We start from the raw sequence: 25,256 nt of genomic DNA on the forward strand, positions 1-25,256 counted from the left end.
CCGCCGCCGCTCGCCTCGGCGCTGCTGGCGCCAACTTCGCTTCCCGGAATCTCGGCGGCGATAGCGTCCGCTTCCGAGCCGCTGCCCTCGCTACTGCTGGGCAGGGTGACGAAAACCTGATCCGGGAGTCCATGGGTGGTTTGCCACCGTCGCCACCTCAGGAACCACGTCGCGTCGGGTTCTCCCGCGCATCGCTGCGGAAGGGTGTCGGTGCCCAGACTCCAGGTTTGCCGGGCGACCACGATGTTGCGATAGCGCACCTGAGGCCGGACACTCACTCCGCCAACCGGCTCGGCCTGAGGTATGCCGCCCCAGATGTCGAGCCTGGCCATCCCCCCGGGCGAAAAGAGCAAAAGGTTGCGCGGGACCTCGGGAAGAGCCGTCGGCATGAGATAGCCCAGATAGATCGGCAGCACCTCCTTGCCCAAACGCCGGGATCGCAACTGGATCCGGTCACTGTCGAGGTCATGCACGACATAGAGGTCTGCCAGCGGCAGCTGTCGGTCCGCAGGGAAGGAACTCCCCTCCGCCGGACTCACGATGTGGTAATCCGCGATGGGCTGATGGACGTTGAGGTTGGTCCGGTTGAGTCCACCGGTAATTTCGGCCAGGACGGCATCCTCGCCGGCGATGGAACGGCCATACGTGCGGAGACGGTCGACGAGATCGGTGCCAAAGGCATTGGTGAACCGGGAGAAGGAGAAGAGCAGGCCACCGGTAGGCCGATTCACGACGACTTCCGGCTCGGCTGCGGATCCACCGACTTGGAGGAAGAAGCCTTGCGGACGGACCGGCTTGCGCTGCAGTGGCATCTGAGACACCACACGATCAATAAAGGTGTCGGTCAGCTCGACGGGCCCACTCCCCTGGTGGCCGGCCCAGAGTTCATGCATGCCCTCGACAAGCGCAGAGCGTGCCTGGCTCAAGTCGTCGACCTGCGAGACCCGAAGCCAGTTCTGCAGCGGGCGGAAACGGCCCTCGTCGTCGTAGGTCGGCATCTTCATCGACACACGGCCGAACTCGTCATAGATGTCTTCAGCGAAGTTGTGCAGGAAGTCGATGACGTCGTCACACCGGCCGCCACGACCGTAGCGAGTGAAGAAGAACCCCCGCATGAGGTACTTCGCCGGGAGAGTCACATCGAGGCACTCCAAGAGGTCGGCGATCCGGCTTAGCGGAGCGATGACGGATCGCGCCCAGGTATCGGCGGCGATACCAACGATGCTCTCCGTCGTGGTCGTGTCCTCGAACAGCAAGGTCACGGGCAGGGACTCATCCTCCTGGCCCAGATCGGCAAAGACTTCGGTCAGCCCCGTGCGCAGCTCGCCAAGGATGCGGCGGCGCGCGTCGAGATCGTCGATCGCGGCGTAGGCCTGGACCTGGCCGGCCAAGCCATCAATCTGAGCTGCCGTCGCTGACGCCCAGTCCAGATGCTCGAGGGCGCGCAATTGCCGACCGAAGTCCGCTAGCGGGTTAGCGGCGAAGACGTCGACGCCGAGCTCAGGAAGCCAGAGGAGTCCGATTTTGAGCAGGTGCCGCACGTATTCACGACAAATCTCGTCATCCTCGCCCGTGCGAAAGGCCAGGGCAGCCACCACTTGAGAGGCAGGCATGGCCTGCTCACCATCGAGCAACTCCACCAAGAAGCCCAGCGTTTCACGTCGCTTGAGGAAGAACAGGCTGTCAGTCGCCATGTCGAAACTCACGGTGGCTGAATCGTCTCCGCGCGCGACGCTGCGCCGAACGAAACGCACCCGCTCCGCTTCCTGCGAGAAGCCCGGGGTCAACCCCACGCGCAGGTCGGCAAAAGCCACCTCACTCTCCACGATGCACTGGACCAAGCGGCCGATAATGGCCACGTTGATCTGGACGTGGGAACGCCACGTCGAGTCCACGATGCCGGTGTGTATGCCGCCATCCGCGGCCGGGTCGATCCGCCCCCGCGCGAGTCCGGTGAAGGAGCTGAACGGGCTGGTCTTGCATGCGACGCGGTAGACGTAATCAAGCAGGGTGCGTTCTAGCCGGCGCTGGCGTTTGTTGAGCACCTCCCCGGAAGACAAGTAGCCCGGCAAGTACGCGTCCACGGTTGGTGAGCCCAGGACGAGGCCGGCACGCAGACGTGGATGGCGCGCAACCTGCTTGAGGAATGCGCGTCGCTCACCGCCCTCCCGCTCGACGATCCCCGCCCCATCAGCGAGCAAGCCGGTCATGGCCGCATGGAGTTCCAACCACCCCCGGATCCGGTCGGTGACGTCGCCCGGCAAGTGGTCAACGATGCTCAGCGAACCCACCCTGGGGAACCGCCCATTGTGAATGTCGCGCCGCAGCGCCACGATCTTCCCGCGAATCTCCGCGTTGGCCGGGTCCCCGATCAACGTGGCCAGGTCGTCGCAGATATCGCCGCCTTCGGCGACCAAGGCGGCTTCAGCGGCCAGAATCCCGTCTGCCCACCGCGTTGTCTCCGGGAAGCGAAGGCCGTCGGCTACCTCGATCGGGAGACCAGCAATCCGAAGAATGAAATCCGTTGCGCCGCGCCACGTTTCCGCGTCCGCACGGGCGTCCAAAAGTGCAGTCATAGCGATCACCGATCCTTAGAGAATTTCCGAACGGAAGTTGGCTCGTGCGGCTCGCTCGGCACCGACCATGATCATGATCAGCGGCACGACGCCATTGCTGGCGAGCCCGAGCCGGTCGATATAGGCCGCGTTGTCGAAGCCCAGAGCGGCGCCGCAACCGACGCCGGCGAGCGTCGCCGCCGCCAGATAGACGGCCTGCGTCGCGGCACCAACCGCGGCGCTCGTGAGCCGGTACCCGCGGTCGCCCACGGCATCGATCACCGCATGACCACGCACGGCGGGAACAATGACTGCGCCGGCTTGCTCGACGTTGTAGTTCTCCAGCGCATAGTGCTTCTGGAGGAATTCGCCGGGGGCGCGACCGTCGACACGGATCAGCCCCCGACGCCGCGAGTCGTAGAGATAGGACCCGGGTGGGATGCCCTCGACGTGGTTGACGAAGACATAGAGCTGCATCACCGACATCGGCATCGCCTGGCTTGCATCGCAGGGGTAGCTGCCACCCGATAAACCGGCTTCGAGAAGTGCCGCCAAGGATGCTTGACGCATCGGCTGAGACACGAAACGGCCAAAACTGCTCCGACGGCGCACGAGGGCCTCACGAAAGCCACACGCTGGCGCCTCAGCCTTCTCGAGCGGAAAGAAGTCACCAGCGGGCTGCGTCGGTGCGGCGGCTTGCTGAAGAGCGCCTGCCGTCGGTCTTGCGCGTCCGCCTTCGGCGGTCGCGGCCTGCATATCGACGACCATGGGAAAGGTGCGCGTTGTTCGAGATCGCTCGATCTCACGACCGAACGTCTGGCTGTCCCCGGACCACGGCGCCGGCCGAGATATGGCCGCGCCCAGCGGGACGACCGCGAAAATCCCCTCCTGGTCCCCCTCGACTGACAACATCGCGGCAAGGTCTGCCTCGTCAAACCACAGGTGTGGCACCAACCGCATTCCACGCTCCGCGGCCCACTCTCGCCAGGCGTGCGTCACGGTTCCGATATCCATGCTCACCGCGTGGAAGCAGAAGTTGTGGTATTTAAAACTGTTCTGCCAGTACTTGATTCCGAGCACGAGGTACTGATTGGCGACCGTGTCGTGACCGAGCGCCGCAGCGACTCGACCCGTCTGATCTCCAACCAACAACCGCTGGAGGCTGTGATGGTAGGTGTTGTAGTAGTAGACGCCCGGTGTCAGTCCGCTCCCAGGCCCGGCCACTAGATAGATGGAGACGGGATAGCGCGCACCACCCGACGCCGTGCCTCGCGCGTGGCTGCTGGTGCCATAGCGCGGCAAGTCGTCAACATCACTGTTGCAGTGGATGGCCAGCCGACGATTGCCCTCGGCATAGGTGTCCTTGAGCATTTGCGACAGGGAGCCCAGCCCGAAAGCCGTGATGTCTCCGTCGTCGGGCGGCACGATCCGGTCCAGCGAGAGATCTTCCACGCCGGGAAAAAACTTTCCCTTGCGCGGAGCGTCGCGCCAATTGATGCGAAACCCATCCGGGTCCATCCGCCTGGTGGAACGGTGAACGACCGCATCGAGGTAGGTCGAAGCTGTGGAAGTCATCGAGAGGCTCCTACGGGAAGGGGTGGGGAACGAGGTGGAGGTCAGCACGGGTGAGGTCGTGGGTTGCCAGACCGGCCTCCCGCAGCGCCGTGCGCATGCGTGGCATGTCGAGGCACCGTTGGCGCCCCCAGCCGAAGTCGATCGGCAACAAGCCCGGAACGATGACGGAGGCTGTGTGAACGCCCATGGCCCGCTGCTCGATGGTCGTCTGATCGACCACGAGGGTGTCCAGCCCCGCCTCGGCGACATGCTCGACGCACCACGTGAGATCGTCAGCCAGGTCACCGGTGTCGGGACCAAGCCGCTCCCCATACAACTCGCCAATTGAGCGTGGTGGGACGTCATCGCGCCTGAGAAGAAAGTCAGCGTGCCGCGCCATCTGCGGCAAGCCGAAGAGGATGGGGTGATCGTGGATGCTCTGCAGCAGATCGAAGTTCTCCGCGATGCCAGCAAGGCGGTCATGATCGCGTTGGACGCGCGAACGCAAATTCAGCGAGTCGGTCGAGATCTCGACCAGCGCGCCGGCGATCGCGTCTTCAGGATCGAGTCCACTCCCGCCGCCAACGCACATCGCTCCCAGACCACCACCGATGCGCTCTGCGACCCCGATGACGACAGGGATGTCGAAGCTGATCCGGGCATCGAAGAAGCGCGCTCGATAGCCGTACATGGCGAGGCGATCAATCATCATCCGGGTGGAGGCGCGGTCGCTCGTGGCGGCGTCGATCTCGGGGAGGGTTACCTTGCCGTACCACGTGAGCAGGAACGCATCCCGCTCGATCAGCTCCATGAGGCCGCAATAGGTCGCTTCCGTGAGATTTCCCCCTGAGGCGCACCCGTTGGAGCACTCCTGCACAAATCGGCTGCCGTCGTCCCCAGTCCGGTAGTACGCGGTGACCTCCGGCAGCCAAACGGTTCCCCGATCCCGTACCGAGTAGGAGGGCACCCATGGCATGACCAAGTCGTCCGAGTAACGCGCGAGCCAATCGGTTCGACGGTGGTACTCCTCGTCATACAGGCCGCACGACCGGGGATCGAGATGCCGTATGCCGTCCGTGACAAGCTGTGCACGCGACGCTCGGATGGTCGTGCTCGGGGGGATCATGCCGGCATACCGCTCTAGCCCTTCGAGCAGACCGATCCGAAGACTCCGGTCATAGCTGGAGGCATGCCCGCCCCAGAAGATCTCGTACATGTCGAAGGGCGTGCGAGTGGAGAAGCTGCCCCAGATTGCGGCGGTAGACGGCAACGAGAGTTCCGAAAAGTAGCCGCGGCCGAGGACGCCGGAGACAGGATTTGCGAGGGCCTCCAGCGGTAGAGGGTAGTCCTCCACTCGACATGACCGGTATCCAGCGCGCTTGCGGGACCCCACGAAGCGGTCCGCGACGTCAGGGACCTCGGCCCCGTCACTCGCCCCGCAGGTGGGGCAATAAGGGTCGGCGAGAAAGTCATACGTGGTGACATCCAGCGAACTCACGTCGACCTTGGCCACCTGACCGGGAACGACGAGTTCGAGGACGGCAACGACCGTGTCGACGACGCCCGAGAATGGCAGCGGCGGTCCGTCGCCAGCCTGGACGTCCGTCCCGAGTTCGGTTGCCTCGCGCAACAAGGCAGGCCGGGAGGCTTGCCACCGACGGGCGACACATTGTGGGCACGAGCCTGGCCCCGACGCCGGCCCGACGATCACCGTGCTGCCGGACACGTGGACGATGCGGCCGCCGTCGAACGCCTGCGGATCGGCCGAAAGCTCATCACGGCTGCCAAGGACGTGGACTCGAATGTCCGCCGTACCGGCGGACCGTGCCCGCAGCAAGGCCTCCAGCCCTGCCGCATTCGCTGCCCACAAGGGCGTCGACATCATCTGTGCCGTCATGACTTCCTCCCCTCTCGAGGCGGGGTTCTGGTGGCTGGTCATCGGTGGTCGCCGCCGTGAAAACCGAGTGCCCGCACGACGCGAATGCCGCCTTGGGCGAGGTCCGCGCCGCCGATGTCGACCAGGGCGAGGTCGCGACCGGCCACGCGAAGGTCGCCGCGGAGCTGATCGAATGTCGTTGCCTTGGCCAAGGGTGCTGCGATGGTGTCGGCCGGGACCAGGGACCATGGGTGGAAGGCCGCCAGGGTCGGGACACCACTGTCGTTCCCCTGGCCTGTCTGCAATTGGCCGATCGTCTGACACAGCGCGTCCGTGGCAGCCTGACGCCAATTGAGGCCCGAGCCCAACGACCACAATGGCTCCCCCGTGGCTCCCACCGCCCGGGCCAGCACAACGCTCACCCCGATGTCGGCGCCAAGGTCGAGAAGATCCAGGTCGGCGCCGAGGTTGACTGCCGAGGAGCGCAGGTAGGCGAGCTGGTCGTCTGCCATCACGCTGACCTGGTCGACCAGCCGCGTCCCCTGATCGGAGATGCGATGCATGAGGGCGCCCAAGGCGAGTGCCGAAACGACGGCAGAACCGACCGCCTGGGCCAAGGATGGGGCGGCCGCCACCCCGGCTCCGCTGCGGTGGAAGAGCCCGTCTTGATTGCGCGGTCCAGTGCTGAATGCCGCCGCTGCCGGGATGGCGATATCGCTGCGCCCAAGGAAGGTTACGGCGCGCACCCAGTCCCGGGGTGGCACGGGACGCTCCAGAACGGAGATATCAAAGCGGCCGGCACCGACGATCGGGATCGCCGGGTCCTCGGGGTCCGCCGTCGGGGCGATTCCCATCGCGAGGGCGTACGCCGCCGTTGCCGCACACACCGCGCGGGTCCTGGCAGCGAAGGTCGTATGCACATCGAAGCCCGTCACCCGGCGTCGGTCCCCGGGGGCGATGCCGACGATGACCCGACCCACCCGTACGGGGAGCTGTTCGTCCGCGGCGTCGTCGAACTGGGCAAGCAAACCGACATTGGGTCCGAAGATGGCCTGGAACCGATTCGGTCGGTTCTGCTCGTTCGGCTCCTCACTTTCATCACTGGCGGCCTCAACCCTGGGCTCGATCTCCGGGATCACACCATAGAGTTCACCTTCGGTCGGCGGGAGCAGTTGGGCGCACCGCGCGCACCGGGGATGGGCCACCAGTGGCTCGGTGCTCACGTCTGCCGAGCCGAGGTGTTGGACGATGACGGCCCCCTTGCTCTCGGGAGGCATGAGGTCGCTTACCTGGCGGAAGATCTCGTAGGCAAGCAGGTTTCCCAACATGGCGGCCACGGGTCGACTCCCCCGCCGCTCGATTCCCGGCAAGGTCGCTCCCGAGATCCCTGTCCACAGTTCGACACAGTCAGCCAGCCGCTCAGGCGAGTCGTTGGCACCGAGCCGCAGCAGAGCACAAGTCAGGCAGCCCGGCACCGACATCGACATGAGTGGCCCGACGATGACCCGCTCGCCGACGCGGGTGGCGCTGAGGAGGCTGACGCCGGCCGGAATCCCCGCCTTGAGCAAGACCGAGCTTCGCGTCGCGGACCCATCACCGCACACGACCACGGCTTGGCAAGCACCGATCGCTGACCAGTTCAGGCTCGAGGCGTCCACACTGGTGACCGACGCGGGCACTCCCCCGGAAGCGAGTTCGGAAAGCTCGTCGCGAATCGCCCCGCCGGAGGTGTCGGGGTCCAGCAACTCGGCCTCGGCCCCGATATTGGCAAAGCCATTGCGCAGCAATCCGAGAACGACCCAACGAGCCGTCTCGTCGCTGCCCAACACCACCACCCGCGCAGTGCGGACCTGGTGGAAACGACGACGGGCGCCGCCTTGATAGTGGGCGATGTAGTTGATCTGCGCCTCGAAGTGAGCCTCCTCGGCAGCGCTGAGACACACCTCGTTGTCCCCGGGCTCCTCGGTCCGCACGAACCCGTAGCGGGTCAACGAGTCGACCAGGGTCAAGAAGGTCTGTTGGTGCTGCTGCGGCAGCGCGTCCCGGATTTCCAGGACCCGCGTGCGCCCATCTAGGTGCGGGATCACCTTGCGGGCAAAGTCGTATGCCGAGGCACCGGCAAGCTGGAAGCCCGTGGATGCGTTGTGGAAGATCACCCCGGATCCGGTCCGGGCAAAGATTACATCTTGTTTCACGGTCGGACGTGTGTCCAAAGTGGCTTCGGTCTGGGTGGTGCTCATGCTCGTCTCCTGTCAGCGGTGGGAATGAGGGACTTGGTTTCGGGTTGGCGCGCCGGGCCGCGAGCGCGGCTCACGGCGACTGCTCGGGGAAGGGCGAGGACCGCGTAGATGCCGCAACTGTCGACATCGAGAAGGCAGGCCGCGACGAGTTCCTCCAGTGCGATTTCAGCCTCGAACTCGGACGTGCCGAGGACTGTTGCGGCCGTGGAGACATCGAAGGTGTCGCTCGTATGACCGGCGAGGGTGTAGAACGCTGCCGAACTGGCGGGGTGGATGGTGGCGAGATGCTCCTCGAAAGCCAGCCCCAGAGACGTTCGCGGATCGCGGCTCATCGACAGCCGACGTACGGGGTCCTGCTCCAGCCAGCCCAGGAAGCTGTCCAGGTCACGGTCACGGGAGAGGCGAAGCCGGGCCGCCGCGAGGGCGATGGCTCCGGGAAAGCCACCACAGAGGCGAGCCAGCCGACACAGACCGTCGTCGGTTGCCAGTCCCGCCGTTCCTCCAAGAGCCGCGGCGAGGGCGCCGCCGGCTACATCGGACAGCGGGCCCAGCCGCAGTTCCCATGCGCTCGTCCCAAGGGGAGTCGCCATCTGGGAGTACCGGCTGATCAGGAGCACGGCCGCGCCCGACTCGGCGGCCGCGGCATACTGCTCCGCTGCCAGCGGGCCGGCATTCTCCACCACAAGCAACCCACCCTCGCCAGCTCCCGCGTCGTCAGGTAGGGCAGACGGGCTGTGGCAATCGCATCGGAAGGACGTTGCGCGACCGGTGTCGTGTGCCCAGGCCGAGGTAGCCGCCGCGGCGAGTGCCGACTTGCCGACACCGGGCGCGCCGGTGACCGAGACGATGCCACCTGCTGCAGAAAACTCACCGAGAACCCTCGTCAGCGCCGAGAGTTCCACGGCCCGACCGGTTAACGTCGACTGGCCGCGCGACCGATCCCGCAGACGTCGGACGGCGGGGCAATCGGTGTCCAAGGACGACTCGCGGGTCGTGACTGTTGGCACCAAACTGAGGATGGGTGCCCTGTCGGGGAGCTCCCCGCGCAAGATGTCGACCTCAAGCTGGCGCAGCGGCTCCCCCGGAGCCAAGCCGAGGTCTTCGCGTAGCAGGGCCCGAATCCGGCGGATCTCAGCCAGGGCTTCGTGCTGGCGTTCCGCCAGACACAACGCCTCCGCCAGCTGCGCAGAGAACCCCTCGTGCGTGGGGAAACCCGATGTGGCAGCGCGTAGTTCACCGATGATGCCGCGGGCATTGCCGAGTTGCAGCTCCGCGGCGTAGCAGCGTTCCGCGGCCTGAGCCCATTCCTCGATGAGCATCGGAATGACGTCGCGTCGCAGATGCTCTGAGGGCACATTGAGCAGCGGTGCAGCACTCGTCGGCGGTGTCTGCCATTGCGCCAGCGCCCGGCGCAGCGCATCGCGTCGCTCGATCGGGCAAGTCGCCTGCTCCGCTTCGGTAACCGCAGCGCGGAAAGTGACCAAGTCCAGGACCTCTGATCCGGCGGGCAACCGGTAACCGTGCGGCGTCGTGACGATCACGTCACTCGGCAACCCATGCTCGGCAAAGAGCCGGCGGAGTCGCAGGATCGAGCTATGCAGTGCCGCACGCGAACCGTCGGGCGCGTCGAGATCCCAGACCGCGCGCTCAAGGTACTGAGGCGAGGCCGTTTGCCCGACCCGCAGCAAGAGCGCAGCGAGGATCGAGTTGAGCTTCGACGACCGCAACTCGACGGGACCACCCGGCCCTTCAACGCTCAGTTGACCCAGCACGAGGAGTCTCATGACGTGCCCGATTCCGCCAGTGCGACAGCATCCTTGGGGGCTTCCGCCACGCGGTCGACGACCAATCGGACAGGTACGGCGCCCGTGCTCGGGTGCCAGGACGTGACCGCGTGCCCGCCGTACTTGTGGCGCAACAGACCGATCACGAGAGCCCGCGCGAGGTGCTCGTCCTGCGCCGTATCGACGGTGACATTGAGATCCAGGCCGCCGATGGACACCACCGCGGAACCGGCAGCGCAGACATTGCGCAACCATTGGCCGGGTCGTCCATCGCTACCTCGATGAGCCAGGACGTAGATTGCCCCATCACTCCAGGCGAAACACACGGTTGTGCACCGGGCCAAACCCGATCGCCGTCCGATGGTCTTCACTTCGGCATACTTCGATAAGCGCAGGATCGCCGGATCGAGTAGCTCGGCCACCTCCCCCCGAGGCCTTGGTGGGAACGCAAGCCCGGCCATCAGGCCACCGCCTCATCGCTTGCATCGCGCAGCATCGGCGCCACGGCCTCAGCGAAAAGTTCGACGCTGGAAGCCATGGACGTGAGGTCCTGGCCGCCGTAGTCGACATTCCACAAAAAGGTGTCGACGCTGAGGAACTCCGCAAGTGTCCCGACCTGGTCGAGCACTTGGGCGGGCGAGCCCACGACCGCAGCCGCGTCTGCAGCCAAGAGCTCAGGCGTGATCGCTTCGAACGCCTTCCTCATGTTCTCGTAGCCGGCATAGTTGCTGGAGGACACGCCACTCCACGCCGTCGCCGCGTCGGCGGTGACGTCGAGGTATTCCTTTATCGCCGGCAAAGCGACTTCACGTGCCTGCTGGGTTGTGCGCGCCACATACAGCGGAATGGCGATCGAGATCCGCGATCCCGCCAGTGATCCGTGGGTCTCGATGTAGGTGCGCTTGTAGGTCTCGATGAGTTCCCGGGTAGCCCACAGGTCGCGCCGCAGGGGTGGCGGTGACACCAGCAGGCCAAATCCCTTGCGGGCCAACCATTCAAAGCTTTCGGGACTGCGGATCGCGGCTCCCCAAACTGGCGGGTGCGGTGCCTGGACGGGAGCAGGGGTGCTGGTCACACCGGCAAAGGAGAAGAAGTCGGTATGGGCAGTGACCGCCGGCTCAGTCCAGAGCCGCACTACCGCCTCGATCGTCTCTTCGAAAACTGCCCTGCTGTCATCCATCGCGACGCCAAACGCCTCGAATTCGTAAGGCAGCCAGGCGCGGGCGAAGCCGCAATCCAGGCGCCCGCCGCTGATGACATCGACCATGGCCGTATGCGCTGCGATCTGGATCGGGTGGTGAAAGGCCGGCAACATGCACCCGGTCATCAACCGAATCTGCGATGTGACCGTCGCCACGGCGCTGAGAAAGTTGAGCGGGCTCGGGCAGTAGCCGCCGTAGGTGCCGATGTAATGCTCGGTCATCTTGACGTAGTCGTAGCCCAGTTCGTCGGCGTTGCGGCTCAGCGCGAGGACGTCACGGTAGTAGTCCGTGGCTGAACGATTCTGCGGTCCGCAGTCGGGCAGGAGGGAGATTCCGAACTTCATGACGTGCTTCCTTCCATCGGGCGCAGGGTTCGCGCGGCGAGTTGAGAACGAGCAGCGGAGGTCAAGGCCACCACTGCTGTGGCTATCGAATTGAGCTGAGGGGCAAAGAGATCCGAGTGATTGCCGGGGATAGCCGGAGCATCGGCGGCGCCGGTCCGCTCGCCTGCGGCGCGCCATACGTCATGGTCGACGGCGCCGAACATCCAGTAGCCGAGCCGGACCCGCTTCCCGGAGCGCAACTCTCGTCCCAGGGCGCTGAAGTCGTCGGCCGCGTTCGTGGCGTAGCGACTCCACACGCGGGTCGGGCCGAAAATTCGCGCATGCTCAGAGAGGAGATCGGCGGCTAGTTCTGGGTCGACAGCGACGGCCTCGGCGGCACCGGTCACCGTGAGGGTGGCCCGGGCAGAACTCAGCGAAGCCAAGCTCGCACGCGTGCTGTCAATGACATCGTCAACCACCGTCAGACTGCGCGCCCGCGCACTTCCGAGCAGCTCGGCGGTCTGTGCTTCAACGTTGGCCGCCGATCCAGCTGTGACGGCAGTCATCGTGGCCAACGCGCCATACCGGGCCGCAACTTCTTGCCAGAGCGAGCTCACCTGTCCGATGGTGGCGACCATGTTGGTTGACCACGGGGCAAGAGCCGCATGCGCACTCTCGCCCTCCAAGTCAACTCGGACTTGCGCACTGGCCAGGGTGAGCGCGCTACCGTGGGCGATGACGCCAACAGGCAGTGGCGCTACGTGCTGGGCGAGCGCAACGGCGGGCGTGGGGAAGCGGGTGAAAAGACCGTCGGCCAGCATCGCCTCTGCTCCGGTCAGCCGCTCCTCCGCCGGCTGGCCGACGACAACAAGGGTGCCGCCCCAGGTCTCCGGGCTCCACGCAAGCTCCTGGGCCGAGCCCAAAGCCGCGGCGAGATGCAAATCATGACCACAGGCGTGCATCACCCCGGGTATGCCGCTGGCGTAGCTCAGCCCCGTGCGCTCGGCCAATGGGAGCGCATCGAGCTCGGCACGAATGAGGACTATCGGTCCAGGACCATTGGCCAGCACCCCGACGACACCGTGACCGCCTACGTGCTCAGTGACATCAAGACCGGTCTCACGCAAGGCGCGGGCGAACTCTGCCGCCGTGTTAACTTCCTGGCCGGCGATCTCGGGAGCAGAGTGCACGCCGAGATAGAAGTCGACCAGGGCGCGGAGCCGCTGCCGACCCTTCTGCGCTTCGTGGCTCTCCACCGAGATCAACACCATTTCCTCCTGGGGCGATTCACGCCGGCTCTTTGCTGACAGGGATGAGGTTGCCTTCCAGTCCTCCCGATGCGTTCCCGGTTCGATCCCCCGCTGAATACCTGCCATTTGCGCAGGTCAGCGGGTCTGTGGCTGATCACTGGATGGGCCTCCGGTTGCGCCGATGCCCGTAATCCCTTAGAAACGGGATCGTCAGGGGCGATGAGGGCACGGGGGCACAGTGATCGGGCGCGAGCAACGCGGCACTCCTGTGGTAGTGCACTTGGCCGACGGCGCCGTGGCCCAGTTCAAGATCTTGGGTTCTTTTGAGGCCTGGGCCGGGGGGCGTCGGCTCCATGTTGGCGGCAAACAGTCTGTCCGGGCGCTGACTGTCCTCTTGGCCGAAGCGGATCGCGTTGTCCCGCTGAGTCGGCTGATTGCGGCGACCTGGGATGGCGAAGCACCCGCCACGGCCGGACACCAAATCCGCAAGATCGTGGCGGATTTACGTCGCCGACTCCCCGATGGCGCTCAGCTCATCGTGACCGACGGACCGGGCTACCGACTAGAGGCATCTCGGGCGGACGTTGATCTGGCCCGCTTCGATGCCCTCCTCGCAGCGGCACAACGAGCTCGCATCTCAAGTCCCCGCGATGCCTCACGGGTGTATGCGGAGGCCCTTCACCTCTGGTCCCCTCTGCTCGCGGGCGAAGGAGGTGACGTCATTGAGGCGCTATCCCAGCTCGTCCACTCCCGATGGCTAAGGGCCGCCGAGGACTGCATGGAACTCCGCTTGGCGCTGGAGCCCGCCGCCGAGGTCGTGTCCAGCTTGGTCGACCTTGCCCAACGAGAGCCGCTTGTCGAGGGGCTGCGCGGGCAGTTGATCCGGGCGCTCTATCTCGCTGGCCGGCAGGCGGAGGCGCTGCGCGAGTACGACTCCGTCCGCCGACTTCTCGCAGAAGAACTAGGCGTGGACCCAAGCCCCGGCTTGCGCGCGATCTATGCCGCTGTACTCGCCAATGACGAGGCGGCGATGCGCCCTTCCGGCGTCGCCGAAAGGCCGGAGATGCCTCTTGAGGCCACGCTTCCGGTTACGGCGTTAGTGGACCAGGCGACGCAGCGCCATCACTTGGACGATCCCTTCGGACCGACCACCTTGCCGCGACGCTCGGGCTCTGTCGTTGGTCGCGAGCACGAGCTGGCGCAGGTGCGGGCCCTCATGAACAACGAGGTTGACTCCACGGCGAGAATCGTTGTCCTCCATGGACTCGGGGGCATGGGGACCTCCGCGTTGGCCATTCATATCGCCCACGAGATGGCCGAGTTATTCCCCGATGGCCAGCTGTATGTCGACCTCCGCGCCCATGTGACTCAGCCCGGAGAAACCGGGCTCGACTCCGCGCTTGAGCAACTTTTCCACGCGCTGGGCCAGTCCCCCGAGGAGATCCCAACCTCGTTGCGGGCCAAAATCGACCGCTGGCGCATGCTCACCGCCCGTCGATCAATGTTGCTCGTCGTCGACGATGTGCCGAATGGCGCCGCACTTGAGCCATTGATCCTTTCGGGACCGACCTCGCTGACGCTAGCCACTGCTCACAGTAGGTTGCCGGAAGTCTCGGGTAGCCACGGAATACGCGTGGGCCCCTTAACTCCCGAGGCTTGCCTAGAACTGTTGCGTCGCAGCGTCAATCCTCAGCGGATCGAGCGGGAGTCAGAAGCGGCGGTGACGCTTGCCCACCTCACTGGTGGTTTCCCCCTCGCATTGCAACTGATCACCACCCACCTGCGCCGACGTGAGCACGAATCCTTGGAAACCTTGTGTGATCGGCTGGCGGAAGAGGGCAGCAGTCTTGATGACCTGTCTGTGGGCGGCCGGAGCCTCGAGAACACTTTCCACCTTGCAATCGAGGAACTGGACGCGGAACACCTTCGCGCATTGAGTGAGTTCGCGCGTTTCCCGTGGGTGGGAATCCCGGTCCCGCGGGGAGCCGCTGCGGCATGGCTCGACCTCCCCCCAGGTCGCGCCGCCGCGGTACTCGGTGACCTTGAGGATTCCCACCTTCTCGACGCGCGCGACGGCGCGGCATACGACATGCATGGGCATCTGCGGACTTTCGTGCGCCGCCAGACCGAGCCACTATCGGATGCCGTGGTGGCGGCACGCGGAAGCGCCCTCTTGCGCTATCTCGGCGCCGGCGCGTCCCGGGCCGCGGGGGTGCTGGCGCCCGGCAGAAGGACTCTCGGCTCGGCTCCTGACTTGTCGGGCGTCCCACTCTCCCGCGTGATAACACCGGCGCAGGCGCGACGCTGGTTCAGCGATCACCACCCCTTGCTCCGGGCTGTCATCTTGCGCGCCGAAGGCACGGAGGACCCCATCGTCATAGCCCACTTGGCGCGCGATTATGCCGTTCACTTGCTAGAGGCCGGTCTCGTCAGCACCGGGCAGGAGGTGGGCGAGATTGCGGTGCGCGTTGCGCGAGCGGCCCGCGATCGCGAATTGGAGCGCTTGAGTCTCAGCAACTTGGCATTGTTCCAGTGGCGTGGCGGCGAGCTCGACGCCGCCATCGAGGCGTTGCGCGCCGCAGAGAAACTCGCCGAAGCGATCAAGGATCGCCAGGGCCAGGCGGCCGTCTTGGCGCGGCTCGGAGCATTCCGGATCGACACTGGACTGTTGGCCGAAGGGTGTGCCGACCTAGAACGCGCCCTGGAAACACTGTTGGCCGGCCAGGACCGCGAGCGCGCCTCCGCCCTCAACAGCCTGTCCTCTGGCTATCTGCGTCGAGGTGACCTCCACAGGGCCGCGTCCGCCGCAGCAGAATCCTTGAACCTGGATGACAGTGCCTTCAACGCGGGGCTCAGCAAATTGCACCTTGCCTCGGTAGCAGAGGCGCGGGGAGACCTGAGTGAGGCGAGGGACCTATTAGACGGAGCGCGTGCGGCATACGAACTCACCGCCGGTTCCGACCGACTCGCATTGGTAGATGCCCATGTGGCATGGACCGCTGCGCGACAGCAGGACGGCCCTGGGATGGTCGCGGCGATGGCTGCCGCTGAGAGTGCAATCGAGGCCGTTCCGGCAGTTCGTCGTGCCCAACTTGAGAACCTTTTGGCCCTCGCCGACGCCGCCGGCGGGAATCTGACCGCTGCCCGTGCGCGGCATGCGCGGGCGCTACAGCATGCGACGTCGGGTAACCAACCCTTCGAGGCGGCGATGGCACTTCGCGGCCTTGCCGAAGCGACGGCGGCGTTGGGGGACGCCGATATCGGGTCGGACTTCGCGGCACGGGCCAACGAGGAATGTCAGCGGATCGGGGGGTCGCCGGTGTGGCGTTTCGGCCCTGACTAGCCTTCTTGACCTGGACGTTTTCGGCTACTTCGCAGTAGGGAACTAAACGGGACCGGACCGGCATTGCGCCAGGAGCGGCGACTAGTTCCCTTTCCTTCATCAGCAGCCCGTTGTCGTGGAAGGAAATCCGATGAACAGCTTCACCAAGACCCTCGCCGCCACCGCCCTTGCCTTCGCGGCTGCTTTCGGCGCTCCGGCGCTGTCCGGGGGCCACCACGTCGACCCCGTCACCGAGCACCCAAGTGCGGCGCACTCCGTCAAGATTGACCCGGTGACCGAGGTCATCCTTGCAGGCGGATGCCGCGTTGACCCCGTCACCGAAGTCATCCCGGCGGGCTGTCACCGCGTCGACCCCGTGACGGAATGACCTGCGGCGGATCCCGTTAGCTCGGGAACGCAGTCACAACTTGGGCCTGGGATCACTGGTGATCCCAGGCCCATTCCCGTGGTGGTTAATCATCTCTGGCGGACCACGCGGGTCTCGTCCCACACGGGCTCGGCCGACTCATAGACCCGGCCGTCGGAGCCGAAGACGAAGAAGCGGTCGAAGCCGCGGGCGAACCAGCGGTCGTGGGTGACGGCGACGACGGTCCCCTCGAAGGCGTCCAGCGCATCCTCCAGCGCCTCGGCTGAGTGCAGGTCGAGGTTGTCGGTCGGCTCATCGAGCAGCAGCAGGGTCGCGCCGGAGAGTTCCAGCAGCAGAATCTGGAAGCGGGCCTGCTGTCCACCGGACAGCATCTCGAAGGTCCGCTCCCCCGCCATCGCCAGGCCATAGCGGTCCAGCGCCTTGGCCGCCTCCTCCCGCGGCTTGCCGGCGCGGTGCTCGTCGCCGCGGTGCAGGATCTCCAGCAAGCTGCGGCCGTGCAGGGTCGTATGGTCGTGTGTCTGAGCGAACCAGCCCGGGCGCACGCGCGAGCCCAGTCGGGCAATCCCGTTGTGCACCACCGGGGTCGGCGCGAACTCCCCGACCGGACGGTGCTCAAGATCGGGATCGCTGCCGCCGGCGGCGAGCAGCCGCAGGAAGTGGGATTTGCCGGAGCCATTGGAGCCGAGGACCGCGATCCGCTCGCCGAACCACAGCTCGGCGTCGAAGGGCTTCATCAGCTGCTGCGCTGCCCCGCCGGCGCCGGTGACTTGGAGCTCAAGCCCCTCGCACACGACGGCCCGCTTGGCGGTGCGACCGCCGGTGAGCCGCATACGCACGTTCTGCCGCAACGGGATTCGCTCGGGCGGGCCAGCGTCCTCGAACTTCGCGAGGCGTGTCTTGGCGGCCTGATAGCGGGAGGCGAGGCCGTCGTTGTAGGCGGCCTTGACCTTGTACATCTGCACGAGATCCTTGAGCTTCTCGTGCTCCTCGTCCCAGCGGCGCAGCAGCTCTTCGAGACGTTCGTTGCGTTCCTGGCGGGCCTGGTCATAGGTCGTGAACGAGCCAGGATGGACCCAGATCGTGGCGCCGGCGGAGTTGGGTTCCAGGGTGGCGATGCGGGTGGCCGCGCGCGACAGGAGTTCGCGGTCGTGGCTGATGAAGAGGACCGTCTTGGGCGACGCGCGCAGGCTGTCTTCGAGCCAGCGCTTGCCGGGGACGTCGAGATAGTTGTCGGGCTCGTCCAGGATGAGCACGTCCTCCGGGCCGCGGAGCAGGGCTTCGAGAACGAGCCGCTTTTGCTCGCCGCCCGAGAGGGTAGTGACTTTGCGCCACTGAGCCTGCTCGAACGGCATACCCAGGGCGGGCATCGTGCACTCGTCCCACAGCGTCTCGATGTCATATCCCCCGACATCGCCCCAATCGACGAGCGCCTGCGCGTAGGCCATCTGGTCGGCCTCTTCGTCGCGCTCCATCATGAGCAACTCGGTGCGATCAATCTCGGCGGCCGCCTTGCGGATCGGGTCGGCGGCGGCCGTGAGCAGCAGGTCGCGGACCGTCGACTCATCGCGCAGTTGGCCGATGAATTGGCGCATGATGCCGAGCCCGCCCGAGCGCACCACCGCGCCGTCGTCAGCCTTGAGGTCACCGGCGATGATGCGGATCAGCGTGGTCTTGCCCGTCCCATTCGGCCCGATGAGCGCTGTCTTGCTGCCCTCGCCGATGCGTAGGTTGACATCGCGCAGCAGTGGCCGCCCGTCCGGCAGGCCGTACTCCACGCCCGAGATGTCGACATGTCCCACAACCGGGAATCATCCCCCACCCGGCGAGCCCGGCTCAACCGCGTAATCCACCCGCCGCGGGGCCGGCACCGTGGGGGAGTTTGCTGGCTGCCAGGGCGACAGCAAACTTCCCACCAACGCGCTCGGCGTCAGCGGGTGGGTGAGAAGGGCAGGAGTTCCTGCGGGACCATGCCGGTCGCGATCTGCTGCGCGAGCAACTCGCCGGTCACCGGGCCAAGGGTGATGCCCCACATACCGTGGCCGCCGGCGACGAAGACGCGCGGGTTGTTCGAGACACCGATCAGCGGCAGACCGTCCGGGGTGCACGGGCGCGAACCGACCCACTCGTCCTTGCGGTTGTCGAGGTCGGCGCCGGCGAGCAGCGGGCGGGCGGAGTCGACGATGGCCTTGACGCGGCGGCGGTCGAGCGGCGCCTCGGGCTTGCGGAACTCCATCATCCCGGCGACGCGCAGGCGGTCGCCGATCGGCGTGCACGCGACGCGAGCGGCTGGGAAGTAGACCGGGCCATTCGGCACGTGGTCGATGGTGACGCTGAAGCTGTAGCCACGGCCGGCCTGCACGACCTTCTTGACCCCGAACTGTCGGGCCATGGACGTCAGCCAGGCGCCGGTGGCGATGACGACAGCGTCATACTGCTCTGTCTCACCACGCTCGGTGGTGACCGACATGCCCCCGGGACCGTCGTCGATCCACCGCACCGGCGTCGCGATCTCGAGCCGCGCGCCGCGAGCGACGACCGAGTCGGCGAGCGCACGGACATACACACCGGGGTTGATATAGCGCTGGCCGTGCAGCAGCAGCGCCGCCCCGATCTCGCCGGAGAGCGCCGGTTCGATCGCGCGCGCCTCGTCTCCGGTGAGGACGTCGAAGGTGATGTCCTGGCCCGCCGCCTTGATGTGCTTCAGCTCGTCGAGGAGCGTGACCCGCTCCTCCTCGGTGCGGTATGCCGCGATGAATGACTTCGCCTCGTAGGTCTCGGCGTCGACGCCGCCGGCCTTAAGGAAGTCGAAAGCGCCGAGCGCACGATCGTTGATCGGCACGAGGGAGGACATGGCCTTCTTCCACGCCGGCATCGTCGATCGCTTGGTGAAGCCGGCGACGAAGCGGAGGAAGAATTTGTCGGCGCTCGGCGGGACATAGACCGGCGAGGACGGGCTGAGGACGGCGCGCAGGCCGTACTTGAGCACGGCGGGCTCGGGCAATGGCGTCGCGATGCCCGGCGTCAGCCAGCCGGCATTGCCCCACGAGGAACCCGATGCCACGTCCTGGCGGTCGAAAACCGTCACATTGATGCCCTGCTCCTGCAGGAACCAGGCGGTCGAGAGGCCAACCATGCCGGCGCCGATGATGGCGACCTTCTGCGGACGAGCGGGCGTTGCGGGCATGGAGACCTCCGGGGCGTTACGGCTGGGATTCCAATCGTCCCGCACACTGATCTTCCAGGTCTTGTGCCCTGCATCTAAAACTAGTGTTCCTGATTGTGCGCACAGACTAGAATTTCGCGATGATCCCGGTCAACGATCTCGTCGCTGCCCTGCGAGGCCAAGTAGACGTGGTGGTCGGTGGGGCAAGCAGCGTGGACGAGGTCGTCGTCCAGGAATCGGCTCGTGAACACATCGGCGGGCCGGGTGACCTCATTCTCGGCATCGGCCTCGACTCACTAAAGCGCGCCCTCCCGGCCATCGAACGACTCGCCGATCGCGGCGTGCCGGCCGTCGTCGTCCGGGCCCCGCTGGCGTACGCCGACCCGCTCGCCGACGCTGCTCGCTCCCGCGGACTGGCGCTGATTGCGTTGTCTCCCAACGCAAGTTGGGCTCACCTGATCCACCAACTGCGCGACCTGCTGGACCGAGCCGCCACCGGCGATCCGCGCCCGAAGGGTGACGATCTCTATGCCCTGGCCGACGCTGCGGCCGGGCTGATCGACGCCTCGGTCACCATCGAGGATGCCCACCACCGGGTTCTCGCCTATTCGTCGCGGTCGGTGGGCACGGACGCGGCCCGGGTCTCGACGATCGTTGGTCGGCGGGTGCCACCCGCTGTCGTGCGCGAGCTGCGCGCTCGTGGGGTCTTCCGGCGGATGACGATCTCCGCCGACCCCTTCTTCCTCCCGGCCGGCGCCACTCCCGATCTCGGCGCCCGGTTCGTCCTGCCAGTGCGGGCGGGCGGTGAGTGGCTGGGCTCGATCTGGTGCGCAGTGTCCGCGCCCCCGGAAGCGCGCGTGGTCGCCGATCTCGTGACGATGGCCTCGGCGGTCGCCTTGCACCTGCTCGACCTGCGCGTGCAGAGCGATCTGACACGGCGCGTGTGGCTGGATCGACTCCGGCAGGCTCTCCTGGATCCGGGCGCCGAGGCCGGCGCGTGGCTTGCCGCCGGTCCGTGGCGAGTCGTGGCCCTGCTTGGATCACCCACCGCGGCAACGGAACTCGGCGGCGAGCCCGATGATTCGCCGGCCGCACCTGCTGTCGGCCACGCGGCATCGGTCGATCTGTGGACGGCCGCGCTCCGCCGCCGCGGGTGGGCGCAGCCGGCGATCGTCGCTATCGCAGACCGAGTTTTCGCGATCGTCACCGACACCGACCGCCTATCCGGTGCGTGGACGTCCTCCAGCTCGGCGCCGCGCCCCCGCCCGAGCCGGCCGGGCACCTGGGCCTGGCTACAGTCGGCGGTCGCGGAGTTTCACGCACACGGGAGCCGCGTGGCGATCGTCGCGGGCACGCGCGCCGATCTCGCGGGCGACCTCACTCGCTCCCGCGCCGAGGCCGTGGAGACAGCGCTATTGCCGAGCGTCCACGGAACCACAATTGCTGTGGCAGAGGACTATTGGGCTCCGCTGGTCGTGTCGCGCGCGGTGCGCGCGCTGGTCGCCGACTCGCTCCCGGGTCCACTCGCGGCCCTCGCCGGCGATCCCACGACGGAGGCGAGCGATCGGCATACGCTCTCGGCCTGGCTCGACCACCCCGGCTCCCCCCGCCGCGCCGCGGAGGCTCTCGGCGTGCACGTCAACACGATCCGCTATCGGATGGACCGGATCGCTCCGCTGCTTGCTGTCGACCTCGCCGACCCCGAGATCCGCCTCGCGCTGCGACTCGCCCTCCGCGCTAACTAACTGTCATGGTCTTGTGCATGCACTTGCGCAAGTGCAATGCTTGCAAGCATGTTGAGCCCACTGGAGAAGAGGTTGCACCTGATGATCGACCAGGCTCGCTACGACAAACTCACGGCGGAAGCGGAGCGCACTGGACGTTCCGTGGCCGACATCGTGCGGACCGCGATCGACCTGCACTTCGACGAAACTCGGGCCCAGGTGCGTCGACGGGACGCCGCGCGCTTTCTCCTCGCGTCGGCGGATAAGGGCCACGGTTCGCCCGAGACCTGGGAGGAGATGTTGGCGATCCAGGAAGCAGAAATGCTGCGACGCCTGGAGGCCTGAGTGCACCTCTTTCTCGACAGCCCGGTCTTCCTCACCGCCCTCGGCCTCCCCTCCGAGTCGCGACCGGCCTGCGCGCGCCTGCTCGATCGAGCGGGCGAGGGCGAGTTGTCTCTCCACACCGGAGCCGAGTGCATTCAAGAGATCGTTTTCCATCGGCTCCGACTCCAGGGTGTCGACTTGGCTGTTGCACAAACGCAAGCAGTGCGCGCGCTCTGCGTCGTGCACCCGATGGACGACGAGGTCTTGGAGACCGGCCTTGGCTTGATTCGGGACTATGGGGCGCGGGGGCGCGACGCGTTTATAGCTGCGACGGCACTGATCGCGGGGTTCGACACCCTCGTGACGACCGACCGCCGCTTCGTTGACATCCCGGGCCTGCGCCGGATGGACCCTGCCGACGTGAGCGCCTAATCAGGGGCCGGCGCGGAGGTCCGCGGCATACATCGCGAGGATGCGGTCGGCCGCCTCGACGGCGGAGAGCTCGCCCGCGCGGACGGCCGCTTCCAGTTGGTCGCGATGCGTCCGGACCGAGGGCGTATGCCGCACGGCATCCTCCAGGTGCGCGTCCACCATCGCCCACATCCAGTCCTGCTGCTGCTGGGCGCGGCGAGCGGCGAGCGAGCCCTCTGCTTCGAGGTGGGCGCGGTGGTCGAGGACAGCTTGCCAAACCTCGTCCAAGCCGATGTGCGTTTGGGCAGAGCAGGTCAGCACGGGTGGGCGGCGAACATCCTTGCCCGGCAACATCAATCGCATAGCCGCCGCCAAGTCACGGGCGGCGACACGCGCTCGGCCCTCACCATCCCCATCGGCCTTGTTGACCGCGATGACATCTGCGAGTTCGAGGATGCCGCGCTTGATGCCCTGCAACTGATCTCCGGCACCGGCGAGGGTCAACAGCAGGAAGGTGTCGACCATTTCGGAGACGGCGATCTCGTTCTGTCCGACCCCGACGGTCTCGACGATGATGACGTCGAAGCCCGCCGCCTCCAGGATCAGCATCGACTCACGCGTCGCGCGCGCGACGCCGCCGAGGTGACGACCGCTCGGCGACGGCCGGACGAACGCGGCCTCGCTCGCGGTCAGATCGGCCATCCGGGTCCGGTCGCCGAGGATCGACCCGCCGGTGCGCCGCGAGGACGGGTCGACGGCCACGACTCCGACCCGATGCCCGCGCTCGATCAGGCGCGTTCCCATCGTATTGATAAAAGTGGACTTTCCCGCGCCGGGCACGCCCGTAATTCCCACCCGCACCGAGCCGCCCGTATGCGGAGTGAGCGCCGTGATCAGCTCGCTCGCCTGTGCCCGATGATCTGCTCGCGAGGATTCGACGAGCGTGATCGCGCGCGCGATGTCGGCGCGCGAGTGAGCCACGACACATGCGGCCAGGTCGGCCGGATCGACCTGCCGCACAGTCGAACTCAGGCTTCCAGTCGGCGGCGCAGGTCGGCGATCAGGTCTTGCGCCGCGCGCGCGATGACGGTGCCGGGCGGATAGATCGCATCAGCCCCGGCAGCGCGCAACTCGGCGAAGTCCTGGCTCGGGATGACGCCACCGACGACGATCATCAAGTCCTCGCGCCCGAGCTTGTCCAGCTCCTGGCGCAGGGCCGGGACGAGCGTCAGGTGACCGGCGGCGAGCGACGAGACGCCGACGATGTGCACATCCGCTTCGACGGCCTGCCGGGCGACCTCCTCGGGCGTCTGGAAGAGCGGGCCCACATCGACATCGAAGCCGAGATCGGCGAAGGCGGTCGCGATGACCTTCTGACCGCGGTCGTGGCCGTCCTGGCCCATCTTGGCCACGAGGATGCGCGGGCGACGACCCTCGGCTTCCTCGAATTCCTCGACGAGCCGCTGGGCTTCCTTGACGCCCTGGTCGTCGCCGGCCTCTGCGGAATACACGCCCCCGATCGTACGGATCTGCGCGGTGTAGCGACCGAAGACGTCTTCCATCGCCGACGACATCTCGCCGACGGTGGCCTTGGCACGGGCAGCATCGATCGCGAGCGCAAGCAGGTTCGTCGCGAGCGTGCCATCGGAATTGCGCGCTGCCGCAGTGAGTTTCGCGAGCGCCTCCTGGGTTGCTGCTTCGTCCCGCTCGCCGCGCAGTCGCTCCAGTTTCGCTAACTGCTGCGCTCGGACGGCCGCGTTGTCGACCTTGAGCACGTCGATCGCTTCGTCGTCCTCCACGACATAGGTGTTCACGCCGATGACCGGCTGATGGCCGGAGTCGATGCGCGCTTGGGTGCGCGCGGCGGCTTCCTCAATGCGCATCTTCGGGATGCCGGCCTCAATGGCCTTGGCCATCCCGCCGGCCGCTTCGACCTCCTCGATGTGCTCCCACGCGCGCCGGGCGAGATCGTGGGTGAGCTTCTCGACATACGCCGAACCCGCCCACGGGTCGATGGTGCGCGTGGTGCCCGACTCCTGCTGGATGACGAGTTGGGTGTTGCGCGCGATACGCGCGCTGAAATCCGTTGGGAGAGCGATGGCTTCGTCGAGGGCATTGGTATGCAGTGACTGCGTGTGCCCCTGCGTGCTCGCCATGGCTTCGATGCCCGTGCGCACGACGTTGTTGAAGACGTCTTGGGCGGTGAGCGACCAGCCGGAGGTTTGGGAGTGGGTGCGCAGCGAGAGCGACTTCGGGTTCGTGGCGCCTTGCTCCTGCACCAGCCGCGCCCAGAGCAGGCGGGCCGCGCGCATCTTGGCGACCTCCATGAAGAAGTTCATGCCGATCGCCCAGAAGAAGGACAGCCGTGGCGCGAACTTGTCGACATCCAGCCCGACCGCCTTGCCGGCCCGGATGTACTCGACGCCATCGGCGAGCGTGTAGGCCAACTCCAAGTCCTGGGTCGCCCCCGCCTCCTGCATGTGATAGCCGGAGATGGAGATCGAGTTGAAGCGCGGCATCTTCTCGGAGGTGAACGCGAAGATGTCGCTGATGATCCGCATCGACGGCTCGGGCGGATAGATGTAGGTGTTGCGGACCATGAACTCTTTGAGGATGTCGTTCTGGATGGTCCCGGTGAGTTGCTCGGGTGCGACGCCTTGCTCTTCTGCCGCAACGACATACAGCGCGAGGATCGGGATGACCGCGCCATTCATGGTCATGGAGACCGACATCTGGTCCAGCGGGATGCCGCTGAAGAGAGTGCGCATGTCATAGATCGAGTCGATTGCCACGCCGGCCATTCCGACATCTCCGGCAACGCGAGGGTGATCGGAGTCGTAGCCGCGGTGCGTGGCCAGGTCGAAGGCGACCGACAAGCCCTTCTGCCCGGCCGCGAGGTTGCGGCGATAGAAGGCGTTGGACTCCTCGGCGGTGGAGAAGCCGGCATACTGCCGGATCGTCCAGGGCTGGTTGACGTACATCGTCGGATATGGCCCGCGCAGGAAGGGCGGCGCCCCCGGGATGGTGTCGAGGAAGTCGAGTCCGGCAAGGTCGGCCTCGGTGTACAGCGGCGGGACCTCGATACCCTCGGGAGTCATCCACGCTAGGGGGGCTCCGCCCCCCGAGTCCCCCCCAACGGC

General features: G+C 66.4%; 17 protein-coding genes. 5 read left to right on the plus strand and 12 right to left on the minus strand.

Translation table 11 applies throughout. The features are described 5' to 3' along the window. The 8 genes from BN13_RS15825 to BN13_RS15860 form a co-directional block, all read right to left on the minus strand. Window positions 1–2,576: lantibiotic dehydratase (locus tag BN13_RS15825; RefSeq protein WP_048548153.1), on the minus strand; the 2,576-nt coding region annotated here is incomplete at its 3' end. A 15-nt stretch (window positions 2,577–2,591) separates the two neighbouring features. After that, on the minus strand, window positions 2,592–4,178 hold the full coding sequence (locus BN13_RS15830; RefSeq protein WP_201329105.1) for a nitroreductase family protein: 1,587 nt from the start codon (window positions 4,176–4,178) through the stop codon (window positions 2,592–2,594). After that, window positions 4,141–6,006 (minus strand): TOMM precursor leader peptide-binding protein, encoded by a 1,866-nt coding sequence (locus BN13_RS15835; RefSeq protein ID WP_084733817.1) that lies wholly within the window; start codon window positions 6,004–6,006, stop codon window positions 4,141–4,143. The genes BN13_RS15830 and BN13_RS15835 overlap by 38 nt, the downstream gene beginning before the upstream one ends. Window positions 6,007–6,044: 38 nt before the next feature. Continuing rightward, the gene (locus BN13_RS15840; RefSeq protein ID WP_048548155.1) at window positions 6,045–8,225 is read right to left on the minus strand and encodes a TOMM precursor leader peptide-binding protein; all 2,181 of its coding nucleotides are present in this window, start codon (window positions 8,223–8,225) and stop codon (window positions 6,045–6,047) included. Beyond that, a complete protein-coding gene (locus BN13_RS15845; protein WP_048548156.1) occupies window positions 8,222–10,009 on the minus strand; it encodes an AfsR/SARP family transcriptional regulator in 1,788 nt (595 codons plus the stop codon). The genes BN13_RS15840 and BN13_RS15845 overlap by 4 nt, the downstream gene beginning before the upstream one ends. Further along, entirely contained in the window at window positions 10,006–10,431 is a 426-nt protein-coding gene (locus tag BN13_RS15850) for a nitroreductase/quinone reductase family protein (protein ID WP_048548157.1), read from the minus strand. The genes BN13_RS15845 and BN13_RS15850 overlap by 4 nt, the downstream gene beginning before the upstream one ends. Before the next feature lie 38 nt (window positions 10,432–10,469). Beyond that, the gene (locus BN13_RS15855; RefSeq protein WP_048548158.1) at window positions 10,470–11,555 is read right to left on the minus strand and encodes an LLM class flavin-dependent oxidoreductase; all 1,086 of its coding nucleotides are present in this window, start codon (window positions 11,553–11,555) and stop codon (window positions 10,470–10,472) included. Further along, entirely contained in the window at window positions 11,552–12,802 is a 1,251-nt protein-coding gene (locus tag BN13_RS15860; protein WP_162199979.1) for an amidohydrolase, read from the minus strand. The genes BN13_RS15855 and BN13_RS15860 overlap by 4 nt, the downstream gene beginning before the upstream one ends. 262 nt (window positions 12,803–13,064) lie before the next feature. On the opposite strand from BN13_RS15860, the gene BN13_RS15865 reads away from it, so the two are divergent. After that, window positions 13,065–16,127 (plus strand): AfsR/SARP family transcriptional regulator, encoded by a 3,063-nt coding sequence (locus tag BN13_RS15865; protein WP_235434085.1) that lies wholly within the window; start codon window positions 13,065–13,067, stop codon window positions 16,125–16,127. Between the two features lie 130 nt (window positions 16,128–16,257). After that, on the plus strand, window positions 16,258–16,494 hold the full coding sequence (locus BN13_RS15870) for a hypothetical protein (RefSeq protein ID WP_048548161.1): 237 nt from the start codon (window positions 16,258–16,260) through the stop codon (window positions 16,492–16,494). 89 nt (window positions 16,495–16,583) lie between these two features. On the opposite strand, the gene BN13_RS15875 is transcribed toward BN13_RS15870, so the two are convergent. After that, window positions 16,584–18,293, minus strand: a complete 1,710-nt coding sequence (locus BN13_RS15875; RefSeq protein WP_048548162.1) for an ABC-F family ATP-binding cassette domain-containing protein — start codon at window positions 18,291–18,293, stop codon at window positions 16,584–16,586. Between the two features lie 128 nt (window positions 18,294–18,421). Next, a complete protein-coding gene (locus tag BN13_RS15880; RefSeq protein ID WP_048548163.1) occupies window positions 18,422–19,678 on the minus strand; it encodes an NAD(P)/FAD-dependent oxidoreductase in 1,257 nt (418 codons plus the stop codon). A 119-nt stretch (window positions 19,679–19,797) separates the two neighbouring features. On the opposite strand from BN13_RS15880, the gene BN13_RS15885 reads away from it, so the two are divergent. From BN13_RS15885 to BN13_RS15895, 3 genes are read left to right on the plus strand one after another with little or no spacing between them, the layout of a single operon-like run. Continuing rightward, a complete protein-coding gene (locus BN13_RS15885; protein ID WP_048548164.1) occupies window positions 19,798–21,402 on the plus strand; it encodes a PucR family transcriptional regulator in 1,605 nt (534 codons plus the stop codon). 48 nt (window positions 21,403–21,450) lie between these two features. Further along, window positions 21,451–21,726 (plus strand): hypothetical protein, encoded by a 276-nt coding sequence (locus BN13_RS15890; RefSeq protein ID WP_157038635.1) that lies wholly within the window; start codon window positions 21,451–21,453, stop codon window positions 21,724–21,726. Then, on the plus strand, window positions 21,727–22,137 hold the full coding sequence (locus BN13_RS15895; protein WP_048548166.1) for a type II toxin-antitoxin system VapC family toxin: 411 nt from the start codon (window positions 21,727–21,729) through the stop codon (window positions 22,135–22,137). Here the strand turns inward: BN13_RS15895 and meaB are convergent, their stop codons facing one another. Beyond that, window positions 22,138–23,136 (minus strand): methylmalonyl Co-A mutase-associated GTPase MeaB, encoded by a 999-nt coding sequence (meaB, locus tag BN13_RS15900; protein ID WP_048548167.1) that lies wholly within the window; start codon window positions 23,134–23,136, stop codon window positions 22,138–22,140. 8 nt (window positions 23,137–23,144) lie between these two features. Beyond that, window positions 23,145–25,214, minus strand: a complete 2,070-nt coding sequence (scpA, locus tag BN13_RS15905) for a methylmalonyl-CoA mutase (protein ID WP_235434086.1) — start codon at window positions 25,212–25,214, stop codon at window positions 23,145–23,147. Between the last annotated feature and the right edge of the window lie 42 nt (window positions 25,215–25,256).

The organism is Nostocoides jenkinsii Ben 74 (genome assembly GCF_001046875.1).
Taxonomy (GTDB): Bacteria; Actinomycetota; Actinomycetes; order Actinomycetales; family Dermatophilaceae; genus Nostocoides_A; species Nostocoides_A jenkinsii.